The sequence below is a fragment of the Candidatus Schekmanbacteria bacterium genome (genome assembly GCA_016219965.1).
Taxonomy (GTDB): domain Bacteria; phylum Schekmanbacteria; class GWA2-38-11; order GWA2-38-11; family J061; genus JACRJM01.
In genome coordinates, this window is sequence record JACRJM010000004.1 from 432,814 (window position 1) to 445,612 (window position 12,799).

Genomic DNA, 12,799 nt, shown 5'->3' on the forward strand with positions numbered 1-12,799 from the left:
CTTATATACCTTTTCGTGTCAAGGGGATCCATAGTCCTGCAATCTTGGCTGCAAGGCTGGGGATACTGAATCCTCCGTCAACTACCTTTCTGTTTAATCGAAAGAGGTCATCGCCGGTGTTGCAATCTCCGTTAACAGTAGTAAGGGCTGAGATAAACCCTGCTTTCCTGACAAGCTCTGCTGTTTTGTCATTAAAGTCTGATTCGCTGCCAAAAGGGTAGGCGAAAAATTCAATAGACGCGGCAAGACGTTCTTCCAATAGTTTTTTTGATTGTAGAATTTCTGTTTCCGCTTTCTCTGCCGGAATCCTGCTTAAGACCGGATGTGTCACTGTATGCGCCCCAAAAGAGACAAGATTTCCTCTCATCTCATCTATCTGTTTCCATGTTAAGATCTGGTAGTCCCGCGATTTGTCAGAACGGTCTATCTTTATCTCTTTTAACATCGCTTCGATTTTTCTCGTCTTTTCATTTTCATCTAATCTGTTGATGTAGCTGATTATGGGATCGAAACTATTTTCCTTAATACCTAATATGTCTTCAAATATCTTTGGACCATTTTCCTGAAAATGAATCTTCAGCGCATCAAACCAGAAAAGCTGTTTGGAATCTATATGACCCGTGGTTAAAAAGACCGCAGCCGGAACAGAATACTTTTTCAAGATAGGAAATATGTCGTGATAAAAAGACTGATACCCGTCATCGAACGTAATGGCCAGACCATTTTTCAGGATTCTTTCAGATTTAAGATTATCAATGCATTGCTTTAGAGTGATTATGTTGAAGCGCTTTGTCAGATATTTTACATGGCGTTCAAAATCCTTAGAGCTGATGTCATGATAATTTAATATGGTTATTTTTTTTCTGCTGAAAAAAAGCCGCAATAAATAAATACCGGAGTAGAAGACAAGACAACTGAAAGACTCCCTTAAAATCTTTTTTATGATCTTTTTCATTTAAAACCGTATTCGCATAATCCTTCATCAAAATCGAAATCTATGTCAGAATCAGCAATAGTGGCGTATACGAATTCTCGTTTGTTTATAGAGCTTTCGCGCGAATCTATATCAGCATTGGTAAGAATCAGATTTTGATTTCCTATTTTAAAGAAGAAACTCTTTTTCAGACCTTGATCGAAAAACATGTGCGAGCTGAATGTAATGACCCCGTCGCAGCCAAGCTCTTTTGCCAATAACTTAGAAGCTTTTAAGATTGCGAGGAATGCTTTCTCATCCTGATATGGGACTTTATAATCAAGGAGCAGGAGAAATTGCATCCCTCTCCACATTGATTTTCTGACAACAAAATAAGACTGGTTTTTAGATTTCTTTGAGAGATAAAAATAGTAACCCTTCAGAGTCCCGAAAAAACGCCATTTCAAAAATTCCGGCGAGCGGGAAAACTCCAATGTGTCAGTCCAATGATAATTATTCCAACCATCTGAATTATCCGCCAATACAAATTCTTCACCATAGGATGATATTTTTTCCGGTGATCTGCGGTTTTTATAATATCCCTCTTTTGCCCCTTCTTTTGAATAGAGCTTTGCTGTAATTAACAATGGATTGATGAGATTTCTTACCCAGATGAATTTCCTTAAATTCCCTAACACTTTGGTCCCAAGAGACAGGTGTATTTTTTTGGCAGTTTCTGTAAGTCCAATTGCGAAATAAGGGCGGTAACTCCTGATGGCTTTACATGCTAAAACAGCGCCGGAGATGCCTCTGCTATTTTCTGATACGTAATAATCGCAGCCAAAATAACCTTTGTAATCTCTTCCTGATAAATGGAACTCAAAAGGGCTTGCCATGAATTGGCCTGCTATTTCATCATTATCATTGTAACAAAGATATCCATGCGGGTGTTCCTTGTCCTGAAGAAGAGGATTTTCGATGAACTGATATTTAAATCTTTCGCTGGTGTTTTTTCGTTCCGGGAAACTCTTTTTATTGAAATCCAAAAAATTATCTATTCTGGCGGGCTCTATTTTAGCAATTTTCATACTATGACATTTCTTGATTTTTTAAACCTTTCGCTGTGCTGTGTATCTTTGATAATCTGGATTTTGACCGGGACTTTAAAGCTCTGTAGCTTTTCCCTGCAATGTTTCTTTATCCTGCGGATTACTTCCTTCTGGTCTTCATCTTTTATAAGACTGACCTTGGCGCATACGATGTTTCCGGTTATTGGATTTTTCTCGCCATAAATTATTACATCAGAGATATTGTCCATTTCCTGAATAATGCTTTCCACTTCTGCAGGAAACACCTTTTCTCCGCCTACATTGATCATTTCAGATTTTCTTCCAAGGATCTTTATGTACTCACCGTCAACTTCTACAGAGTCTCCAGTATCAAACCATCCGTCATCTGTAAAAGGGCTTGGCGCATTGAGATAACCAAGCATCGCAGAATCCGCCTTGATCTGGAGTATCCCGTTCACTACACGGGTGTCGTAACCTTCTCCTCCGACCTTTACCCAAAGCGATTCATCGCTCTTAGACTGAGAGCGTAACACTCCCAGTTCTATTAACCCGTAAGTTTGAAGCAATTTTGTCTTTGGAAAAACTTCTTTCACTTTTTTCAGGGTGCTTGGGAGCATCGGTTCCGTGCCGTAAGAAATTGTTTTTAAGCTGCTCATGTCATGCCTCTTATAAGCCTCGCTTAAAAGAAGCAGGTTTAGAAAAGTCGGCGATGTAGGTAGAAGTTCAACTTTATACTTGTCCACTAGCCTGCACACTTCTTCAGGGTTACGGTTTTGAACCGTGACGAGCGTTCCGCCGTTTGAGAGTGCATATAACATCGTATTCAGTCCACCCCAGTGATCGAAGAGCAGGAAATTGATTAATACGAGAGGAGCTCTCTTGATTTTGAATTTATAAAGAAGTTTAGAAAAATCATGGACAGCGCCCTTACTTTTTCCCGTTGAGCCTGATGAAAAAAGTATCAATCCAGGATGCTCCGATTGCCTTATTTTAGTGAAGAAATCATGATCCGGAACATGAGAAAGGGCTTTGGTTTCTACGCTGTCGCTTTTTGATACTGAAAATAATATCTCGGCTTGTGCGATTCCTAAAAGATCCGGGTTCTTTGTTATGACGGTTTCTGTCAGCGGGACTATTATCAGGCGGTGTTCGATCATGGCGAGGAGAAGGGCGATAGTGTTTGGAGTGAAATCTGACACTATGGCTGTTATTGTTCCCGGCCTTATCCCTGCATCTTTGATGAAATTCTGCCAATATGTTACACGGTCAAGAAGATATTCATAGCTAAAGGTCTTATCCTGCCACACTAAAGCATTCTTTTGCTTATTGGAATTGAAGGCGTCTATCAGGAAATCTATGAACATTAAACGCCCCCGAGATAAACAATCTGCCCGGTAACCATATCGCTTTCAGGTTTGATAAAAAAATCTATGACATTTGCCACTTCAGAACATTCGCCGTATCTGTGTATTGCCTGTCTGCTTAGCAGTTTGTCCAGTTTTTCCTCCGGTACACCGCGGATCAAATCTGTTTTGACTGCCGGGGGCGCTACGGCATTTACCGTGATGCCAAAGTCGGCAAACTCTCTGCCGAGCACTTCTGTCAGCGTTGCAACGGCTGCTTTGGAAGCGGCATAAATCGCCTCGCCTTCCAGTTTAAACGGGATAGCGAATGTCACAAAGTTGATTATCCTGCCGCGCTTTTTTTTCTGCATCAGTTTTGCCGCTTCACGGGAAAACAGAAAAGTCCCCAATACATTCGTCTTAAGAATGTTCTCTGCTGTTTTAAGCGGCGTCAAAAGGATATGGTTCATTGAAGCGATGCCCGCATTGTTTATCAGAACATCGATCGACCCGCAGGACTTGCGTATTTCTGAGAACATCTTCTTTACCTTCACTTCATCGCACACATCCAGGCAAAAATGATGATAGTTCTCCAATTCATAGTCAACCGGTCCGCGGCTGCATCCAAAAACTATAAAACCTTTTTTGACATAATATTGCGCCAGATACTTTCCTATCCCTTTTCGCGTGCCTGTGATGACCATTACCTGTTTGTCATTCATTTGATGGCTCCCCAAGTGATGGCTCCTCATTTGATGACTCATTAATGAGCAGGGCTATGTAATCGGCGAGCGTTCCAATGGTTTTAAAAGGGCTGTTTTTCTGAGACATGGCTTTCTCATCTGTCAATGATATCAGAACATTGAAATTTTCTTCTATGTGCTGCTCAGTTGCTACAATAAAATTGACAAGACCTAATGAATCTAATTTTCCTGATTTGCCAAACAAAACCGTATCAACCGATTTTTCCAGACGGTTATCTTCAGGAAATTCCAGATTAATTTCATCAATGACATTGAAAATTGTTTCAATTATTTTTTCTTTGTTAACCATTGCGTTTCCCCTTCATTGCAATCATATATTTTTTTAATCATATTCTATAGCTTATTTCAAAGCAAGAAATCCGCAATTAATTCCGGTCATATCTTGCTTAGTATTTCCCTGCGGCTCTGAGAATACTGTCTTCAAAAAACTTATTCTCCACAGCGCGGAATCTTATTTTAGGATAAAGAAGCGTGCCTGCTTTTTTAAGCAATTCACTGTTTCGGCAGATGTCTTTTTCAGTTGTTATCAGTAATTCCGCTCCGGATTTTTCAACGGCTTTTTTTAGCATTGCGACGTCGTCTTCGGTGTAATTGTGGTGATCCCTGAATGCAATGCTTTCAGTTATTGAGATTCCTGTTTCTGATGCAGTGGAAAAAAAAGAATCAGGGTCGGCAATGGCGCAGAAGGCCACTGTTTTTTTACCGGCAAGCTCGCTGCTTTTTATGGTGCGGTTTTCATTCCCATATTCAACGACACCGGTAGTCTCGTGCAGAGCATGATAGATTGGTTTCCCCTGCGTCATCCTTGTGAAGAACAAGTCGCATGCCATCGCTTGTTTCCCCATCTGGTTTGTTTTCGTAAGGATGATTATATCAGACCTGCAGGAAGCAGAAATAAATTCCCTCAGGTTCCCGGCAGGTATTGGGCGTACATCAGAAGGAAAAATCCTGCTGTCCCAGAGCATGATGTCTAAATCGCGTTTCATCTTAAGGTACTGGTAACCGTCGTCCAGTATGAGGCATTCGCTGTTAAACCGTTCGATTGCTATTTTCCCGCTTGCGCATCTGTCCCTTCCCTGTATGACCGGAACACCTGGCAGGTTTTTTGCAATCAGATAGTTTTCATCTGAGGCAATGGGAGGATGTTGAAGGATCTTGTTTCCGTCTGAAATGACAACTGTTTCATCAGAACTTCCGCTGCTTCCATACCCCCTGCTTAAGATTGCATGGGGAATAGAGTTCTTCTTAAACAATTCTGATATGGAAATAACTGCAGGAGTCTTGCCGGTGCCCCCCCATGAGATGTTCCCGATAGAAATAACAGGGACAGGCATTTTTTTGCTTTTGAGTATGTCCCTGCCGTAAAGGAATTCCTTTATAGCAGGCACAGAGGCATACACAAAACCTGCCGGCGCCAGTATATTTGTCAAAGCCTTTGCAGACAGGCTTTTATCCTTTCCGGAGGCGGCTCTATTGTAAAAATTGATGAAACTCATTTCGCTATCCCTAAAAGTTTTTCTATAATATCCACATTACGCTCAGTTGCTCCAAGATTCTTTTCAAATACCCTGTGGCAATTTTCTCCCATTCTTATAACTTCGCTTCGTCCGCTTAAAAGAGATTTTAATTTTTTCATGAGTTCATCTTTATCTTTAACCTGAATGCCTGCTTCGCTTTCAAGAATTATTCCCGCGATGTCCCTGAAATTGTGCATGTATGGTCCAAAGATTACAGGTTTGTTGAAAACAGCAGCCTCAAGAAGGTTATGCCCTCCGGTGGAGACAAGGCTTCCTCCCATAAAGACGAGATCGCAGGCGGCAAATATCATATATAGTTCGCCGACGGAATCAATGAGCAGTACATCATGCTTATTTTGATGCGCATCAACAAGCCATGAACGGCGTACATAATTCAGCCCTTTTGATTTGAGTAATGCGTCAACCTCAGAAAATCTTTCAGGATGGCGGGGCGCAATGACAAGAAATATATCCTTGAACTCTTTTTGAAGGCGCAAGAAAACTTCGATTAAGATATCATGTTCCCCTTTATGTGTGCTTGCGAAGACGAGCTTGAATTTTTCCGGCGGTATCCTGAAAGTCTGAGATACTGATATGCTGTCAACCTTGCGGGCAGATATTACTGCCTGATCGAATTTGAGATTTCCTGTAACAACGACTCTGTCTGCCGGTGCGCCAATCTCTTTTATCCTTTTTGCATCAGACTCAGACTGCATACTGAAAACCGAGATGTCCTGCAAAATCCTTTTTATTATAGCTCCAAGTTTCATATATCCGTGGCAGGAATTCTCAGAAAGTCTGCCGTTTGATATGATTACAGGTATATTGGCTTTGCGGGAGAGACGCAGAAAATTAGGCCATATCTCGGTTTCGATGAGAACGCAAATGTCTGGAGCTACTTTTTTTAAGGCCCTTTTTACAGCCCATGAGAAATCAAGCGGGAAATAAATTATGCTGTCGGCTTCCGGGAGTTTCTGTTTCGCCGTTTTGTTCCCTGTCAGGGTCGTAGTGGAAAATATTATTTCAATATTGGTATGTTTTTCTTTTAGGTTTTTTACAAGCGACATTGCTGCCATTGTTTCCCCGACAGAGACAGCATGTATCCAGACACGTTTTGCACCCGGTTTTTTAGGTTTTTGCGGTGGAATGAATCCGAGCCTCTGCTTTAGCCCTGCCCGGTATTTTTCCGTTGTCACATATTTAAAGGCAAAATATGGGAGGGAAATGATAAAAAAAAGCCATGTCAGTATTTCGTATATTATGTACATAGTTCAGAGATTAAGTTTTCCGGTCATTAAATGATCATTTTATGACTATTGGTTATAATTATTGCCGGTCAAGAATAGACCTTATCTTCAGCATGAGGTTTCGCATATGGAGCGGCTTTGGTATGAAATCAAGACCCTCTTCATATATCCCCTTTGAAGTGAGAATGTCCTGTGTGTAGCCGCTCACAAAAAGAATTTTTGCTTCAGGGTCAACGGACTTTATATCATCATAAACCTCTTTGCCGTTTTTCCTTGGCAAAACCACATCCAGGATAACCATATCAATTGAGCCCTTATTGTCATTATATTTTTTGACAGCCTCAAGTCCGTCATTGGCGAGAATGACCTTATAACCGTAAACTTCGAGGACGTCTTTTAAAAAACCTTTCACAGAACTTTCATCTTCTGTTATGAGTATTGTTTCATTCCCCTTGAAATCAGCCTGGAATTTCGAAAGCCCGGGTTCGTCATAGGCTTTGCCTTTGAATTCTTCAAGCACAGGCAAATATATCTTAAAGGTTGTTCCCCATCCTTTTTCAGTATACACATCTATAAATCCTCCATGCTGTTTTACCGTGCCGTAAACAATGGCAAGCCCCAGCCCTGTTCCCTTATCCTCTTTGGTCGTGAAAAAAGGCTCGAAAATATGCGGAAGGGCTTTGCTTTCTATTCCTGACCCTGCATCGCTTGCAAACAGCATTACATATAATCCGGGTTTTGAATTAAACTTGGATGTATATTCGGCATTGAGTATAACTGGTGTTGTCCCGATTGCAAGTCTTCCTCCGTTTGGCATTGCATCCCTGGCATTTGTCACGAGATTTATTATGACCTGCTCAAGCTGATGAGGGTCTGCAAATATAAGGAAATCCGAATCTGAACAGTTCACTATTAGTTCGATATCAGTGCCTATTATGTTCTCAAGGAGCTTTGATATGTTCTTTATTACATCATTTGGGTTTATCCTCTGTGGTCTTATTATCTGTTTATGGCTGAATGCCAGCAGGCTTGATGTCAGGTTTTGCGCCCTTTCTGAGGCACTTAGCACTTCGCCGATAAAGCGTTTTATCCTTTCGTTGCCGCCTTCAAGCTCTTTTTCCAGTAAATTCGTATAGCCGATTATAACAGTCAGAAGGTTGTTAAACCCATGAGAGATACCTCCTGCCAGAAGCCCAAGAGACTCCATTTTTTGCGACTGGATAAGCTGCTCCTCAAGCCTTTTAGTGTCGGTAATGTCCCTGTTGCTTACGCGCCTTCCAAGGAATTTATCGCCGGTGAATATGGGGCTGCAGATATGGGAAATCCATTTGGTCCCGCTGTCTTTTGTAATTATGCGGAATTCCATTGTCTCATGCTGGGGACCGTCAAAGCTCGCAAGGTGCTTTCTGTAGGTATCTGCATCCTCTATATGGAGTATCTCATTTATGAGTCTGGGATTCTCGATGAATTCCTCCGGCTTGTATCCGGTTATTCTTTCACTGGAAGGGGACATGAAGATTATTTCCTTTTTCTCATTTATCCAGTATTCCCAGTCATAGGCGAATTCGGAAAGTGTCCTGAATTTTCGTTCACTCTCTGCAATCTGCTGCTGCTGTTCATGCAGGCTGTCATAGCTCTCCTTAAGCGCGACACTCATGGTGTTGAAGTTCCTGGCAAGCTCGCCGAACTCGGTGCTGTCCTGATAATCGATGGTAAACCCAAGTTTCCCTGACGCGATCATCCTGGTAGCATTCAGCAGTTCAGACACCGGACGCGTGATAAACCTGATAAGGTATGCTGATACTGATATGATAAGCAGTGATGATAATATAAGAGTTGCAAAAAGAATTATTTTTGCATCCTCGATTTTTATCAATGCCTCTGATGTCATCTGCTGGAGCCTGTTGCTTGCATTAAATGTCATTTCCTGAGTGAGGGAAAGAAGCCTGTTGCCAACTTCAGCGGCATCCATTTTCAGCTTGTCTATCCGTTCCATGTTGGCAGAGGCGGTGATATAAAAACTCAGCTCATTCTTATATTCATCACAGAGCGATTGTATCTGTTCAATCTTATTTGTTATCTCAGTCGAATGATGACATGAACTGCAGTTGTTAATAGCATTATCAAGAGAAGTAACGTTTTTTATGATGGAATCAAGGTTCTGCGCAAGCGGGGTGCGAACAGTATAAAGGTCCGACTGAACAGTCTGTATGTTTATCACGAGGTCCTGCCTTAAGTGTTCTATTTCATGGAGTTTTAAAAGAGAGCTGAGCGATGCAGTAGTGTTCTTGATATAAAGAGTTACAATAACCGCTCCGGCTGAAAAAATCAAAAAAACGGCAAAGAGAGATAAAAAAATCTTTTTTTTCATTCGTTGTTGTAGTTGTAATTTTTTATATCAATCCCTGCTTTCAGCGCAATATCAAAAACAGGAGCATAGTCATCTTTAGTCGTAGATATGAATTTTATGGCTTCAAATTTGCCAAGCACATTCTTCCCTTCAGGGTCATTGTCCATTCCGATTAATGTGTCATGAAGCTTCTTCTTTATGCTCTCATCAAGGTCTCCTCTCACACAAAGACCGTTTGAAGGCACATCAGGTGATTCGGCAATGATGATAAGCTCAGTTGCAACCCTTGGATTAGCACGGGATACACGGTCGAACATTGAATGTTTTACACAGCCGATATCAGCCTTACCGTCTAAAACTGCATCTATTGCAGCATCATGGCTTCCGGCGAAATAATATTCCTTAAAGTAGGTTCCAATGTTATTTATGCCGTGCTCCTTGAAGTATGCCATGGGGAATACATATCCGGCGGTTGTTGCTTTTTCTACGAATGCCAGTCTTTTCCCCTTCATGTCGGGTGCTGATTTTATTCCGCTGTCTTTCCTTACAATTATATAGCCGCGGTAGGTTGACGTGCCGTCAAGATTCACTGGTCTTGCAAGAGGTTCAACACCTAGCATGCTGATTGCCATGGCTCCTGTGAAGCTCCCGAAAAAAACGCCGTCCATCTTCTCGCTCTTAAACCTGTCTATTATGTTGCCGTAGCGGGAAATAATGGTGAATTGCACTTTTATACCTGTTTTCTTTTCTATGTAATCTCCGATAGGTTTGTATCTTTCGCTCTGTTTAAAAACATTCTGCTCTGGTATGAGTCCGATCCTGAGTTCGGCTGCATATGATACGCCAGAAAAAAGAAAAATCATTATAACTGCAATTATCCGGTACATCTGAACTCCTTTTATTTTTATGAAAAAATGAAAATTATTATACATAACCAAATTATAAAAAAAACAAAAATATCCTCTCTGCTTATAGATGTCACATATAAAATATTTTAATGGTCTTAATGCTATCAAAAATCATTTATGGATGACATTTCGAGGCTTCCATTGTATAAAAAAAGACAAGGAGGGATGATTAATGACAATTCCCGCAAAATACAGGCTTTCGAAAGACAAGCTTTACTGGAAATGTAATCTTAAAGGGGGCAACTTCGAGGGGCTTGAAAAACTTGAGCCGGCTGAAGGAACAATCGGGCAGGATCGCGCCCTTAAGGCGCTTAAAATCGGACTTGAGCTTTACAGCTCCGGATATAATATTTTTGTGACCGGACTTACCGGTACCGGCCGCAGGACAACTGTCAGAAAAATCCTTGAAAAGATGCGTCCAAAATGCGGACCTCTTTTTGACCGCCTTTATGTGAATAATTTCAAGGACAATGACCATCCAAGGCTCATCACATTGCCTGCCGGTGAAGGCGCGAAATTCGCGAAATCTATGAAGGACATCATCTCGTTTTTAAGGAAAAACCTTTCACAGATATTCGAGGGCGAAAGCATAGTAAAAAGGAAACAGCAGGTTGCAAAACAATTTGAAGAGGAAAACAAAAAGATTTTTAACCAGTTTGATAGTGACATTAAGAGTGAAGGATTTGTTATCGGACAGGTGCAGCTAGGCCAGATGACGGTCCCGGACCTTTTGTTTATGATAGACGGCAAGCCTTATCCCATTTCCCATGTAGAGGCCATGGCTGATGAAGGGAAAATTGAAAGCGCGAAGTTTGAAAAAATGGAAGGCAGATACATTGAGTTAAAAGAGGGGCTGAGAAAGATATTTAATAAAATAACAAAACTCAACATGGAGCTGGGTGAGAGGTTAAAAGAAATAGAAAGAGAAAGCTGTGTCCATGTTATTGACGGTATGCTTGAGGAGGTCAGGGAGACAAGACATGAATACTGCGTCAATGAGTATCTTCATGAATTGAAAGAAAGCATATTGAACGACATAGAGCTCTTTAAATCTGCGCAGGAGACTCGCCAGCAGCAGGAAGCAGCAATGCCCATATCGATGTCGGAAGAGGTTCCTATAAACCCTTTTCTTAAATATGATATCAACCTTCTTCTCACCAATTCTAAAGACGCAGGCTGTCCAATAATAATAGAGCCGTCTCCGACAGTCGCGACCCTTTTTGGTACTATCGAGCGAGATGTTTCCCGTTCAGGGATGTGGTTCAGCAGTTTCATGAATATAAAGGCTGGCTCGCTTTTAAGGGCGGACGGAGGATATCTTGTACTGAATGCGAATGATGTATTTATGAACCCGATGGTCTGGCCTATTTTAAAAAGAGTGCTTAAGACAGGAAAGCTCGATATCCAGTCAACTCCCTCGATTTTCCAGATGGAGTCGCTTGCCATAAAACCTCAGCCAATCGAAGTTAACATAAAAGTCATCATGATCGGCGACAGCGAGATATATGAACTCCTGTACAGCTACGAGGAGGATTTCCGGAAGGTGTTCAAGATAAAGGCTGAGTTTGACACGCAGATGGATCTTAACAATAAGAACATCACTCTTTTCCTTTCTGTCGTTGCAAAGATGTGCAGTAACAAAAACCTTGCAGGTTTAAAGACTGATGCCCTTGAACGGATAATCGAATACGGGGTGAGAAGGGCAGGGGCAAGAGGAAAGCTGATAACGCGGTTCAGCGAGATAGAAGACCTTCTCCTTCAGGCAGATTACTGGAGAAAACAGAAAGGGGACAAGATAATAACGGCAGTCCATATTGATGAGGCGATAGACAACACCATAGAGAGACACAACCTCATGCAGACCAAGATACAGGAGATGATAGATAAAGGGATAATCATCATAGATTGCGAAGGTGAGAAAGTGGGGCAGGTGAATGGCCTTGCTGTCTATTCAATGGGGGCTTATTCCTTCGGCAAGCCTTCCCGCATAAGCGCAGCAGTCTCGGTGGGGCAGGGAGGGATAGTCAATATCGAGAGAGAAGTTAAACTAAGCGGAAGCACGCATGACAAGGGAGTTTTGATCCTTACCGGTTATCTGAGAGAGAAATACTCACAGGATATGCCGTTGAATCTATATGCAAGCATCTGCTTCGAGCAGTCATACAGCGGAATTGACGGAGACAGCGCATCAAGCACTGAATTATATGCTCTGCTTTCAAGCCTTTCAGATGTTCCCATAAAACAGAGCATAGCCGTGACCGGCTCGGTTGACCAGAAAGGCGATGTCCAGCCCATAGGCGGCGTGAATGAGAAGATAGAAGGTTTTTTCGATGTCTGTGTATCTTTTGGAGGGAAGGAAGGGCTTAACGGCAAGCAGGGAGTGATGATCCCGAGGCGCAATGTCAATGACCTGATGTTAAGGCATGATGTTGTAAAAGCAGTTGAAGAAGGGAAGTTTAACATTTATGCGGTTGATAACATAGAGCAGGGGATTGAGATACTCACAGGCGTTAAAGCAGGGAGAAAAAAGAAAGATGGGACATTTGAGAAAGATACAATAAATTATTTTATATACGAGAAACTTAAGAAGTTTGCAAAGAGTGTGAAACCGCGTGATGCAGAAAAGAATGATAAGGATGATGAGCCGGTTAGAGGAGGCACCCAAAACAAAAAAAGAAAGGGCTGAA

At 41.7% G+C, this 12,799-nt stretch carries 10 protein-coding genes; 1 reads left to right on the forward strand and 9 read right to left on the reverse strand.

The genetic code is table 11. The annotated features are described in order from the left end of the window. Position 1: 1 nt before the first annotated feature. From HZA77_07320 to HZA77_07360, 9 genes are all read right to left on the reverse strand, one after another. A complete protein-coding gene (locus HZA77_07320; protein MBI5375229.1) occupies positions 2–955 on the reverse strand; it encodes a polysaccharide deacetylase family protein in 954 nt (317 codons plus the stop codon). Beyond that, positions 952–2,001 (reverse strand): hypothetical protein, encoded by a 1,050-nt coding sequence (locus HZA77_07325; protein ID MBI5375230.1) that lies wholly within the window; start codon positions 1,999–2,001, stop codon positions 952–954. The genes HZA77_07320 and HZA77_07325 overlap by 4 nt, the downstream gene beginning before the upstream one ends. Then, on the reverse strand, positions 1,998–3,347 hold the full coding sequence (locus tag HZA77_07330) for an AMP-binding protein (protein MBI5375231.1): 1,350 nt from the start codon (positions 3,345–3,347) through the stop codon (positions 1,998–2,000). Before HZA77_07330 ends, HZA77_07325 begins: the two co-directional genes overlap by 4 nt. After that, positions 3,347–4,048 carry an SDR family oxidoreductase gene (locus tag HZA77_07335; protein ID MBI5375232.1) on the reverse strand — a complete coding sequence of 234 codons (702 nt, stop codon included), beginning with the start codon at positions 4,046–4,048 and terminating at the stop codon, positions 3,347–3,349. Before HZA77_07335 ends, HZA77_07330 begins: the two co-directional genes overlap by 1 nt. After that, positions 4,041–4,379, reverse strand: a complete 339-nt coding sequence (locus HZA77_07340; protein ID MBI5375233.1) for an acyl carrier protein — start codon at positions 4,377–4,379, stop codon at positions 4,041–4,043. The genes HZA77_07335 and HZA77_07340 overlap by 8 nt, the downstream gene beginning before the upstream one ends. A 97-nt stretch (positions 4,380–4,476) precedes the next feature. Beyond that, complete coding sequence (gene lpxK, locus HZA77_07345) at positions 4,477–5,586, reverse strand: tetraacyldisaccharide 4'-kinase (protein MBI5375234.1); 1,110 nt, start codon at positions 5,584–5,586, stop codon at positions 4,477–4,479. Beyond that, positions 5,583–6,875: a 3-deoxy-D-manno-octulosonic acid transferase gene (locus HZA77_07350; protein MBI5375235.1), complete on the reverse strand. Its 1,293-nt coding sequence runs from the start codon at positions 6,873–6,875 to the stop codon at positions 5,583–5,585. The genes lpxK and HZA77_07350 overlap by 4 nt, the downstream gene beginning before the upstream one ends. Positions 6,876–6,933: 58 nt before the next feature. After that, entirely contained in the window at positions 6,934–9,225 is a 2,292-nt protein-coding gene (locus tag HZA77_07355) for a response regulator (protein MBI5375236.1), read from the reverse strand. Further along, positions 9,222–10,091, reverse strand: coding sequence for a phosphate/phosphite/phosphonate ABC transporter substrate-binding protein (locus tag HZA77_07360; protein MBI5375237.1), 870 nt, complete (start codon positions 10,089–10,091; stop codon positions 9,222–9,224). The genes HZA77_07355 and HZA77_07360 overlap by 4 nt, the downstream gene beginning before the upstream one ends. 193 nt (positions 10,092–10,284) lie before the next feature. On the opposite strand from HZA77_07360, the gene HZA77_07365 reads away from it, so the two are divergent. Beyond that, positions 10,285–12,798, forward strand: a complete 2,514-nt coding sequence (locus HZA77_07365; GenBank protein MBI5375238.1) for an AAA family ATPase — start codon at positions 10,285–10,287, stop codon at positions 12,796–12,798. Position 12,799: the final 1 nt, after the last annotated feature.

Coding starts and splice junctions, on each gene's coding strand:
- HZA77_07320 (MBI5375229.1), bottom strand. CDS start 955: ATGAAAAAGATCATAAAAAAGATTTTAAGGGAGTCTTTCAGTTGTCTT.
- HZA77_07325 (MBI5375230.1), bottom strand. CDS start 2,001: ATGAAAATTGCTAAAATAGAGCCCGCCAGAATAGATAATTTTTTGGAT.
- HZA77_07330 (MBI5375231.1), bottom strand. CDS start 3,347: ATGTTCATAGATTTCCTGATAGACGCCTTCAATTCCAATAAGCAAAAG.
- HZA77_07335 (MBI5375232.1), bottom strand. CDS start 4,048: ATGAATGACAAACAGGTAATGGTCATCACAGGCACGCGAAAAGGGATA.
- HZA77_07340 (MBI5375233.1), bottom strand. CDS start 4,379: ATGGTTAACAAAGAAAAAATAATTGAAACAATTTTCAATGTCATTGAT.
- lpxK (MBI5375234.1), bottom strand. CDS start 5,586: ATGAGTTTCATCAATTTTTACAATAGAGCCGCCTCCGGAAAGGATAAA.
- HZA77_07350 (MBI5375235.1), bottom strand. CDS start 6,875: ATGTACATAATATACGAAATACTGACATGGCTTTTTTTTATCATTTCC.
- HZA77_07355 (MBI5375236.1), bottom strand. CDS start 9,225: ATGAAAAAAAAGATTTTTTTATCTCTCTTTGCCGTTTTTTTGATTTTT.
- HZA77_07360 (MBI5375237.1), bottom strand. CDS start 10,091: ATGTACCGGATAATTGCAGTTATAATGATTTTTCTTTTTTCTGGCGTA.
- HZA77_07365 (MBI5375238.1), top strand. CDS start 10,285: ATGACAATTCCCGCAAAATACAGGCTTTCGAAAGACAAGCTTTACTGG.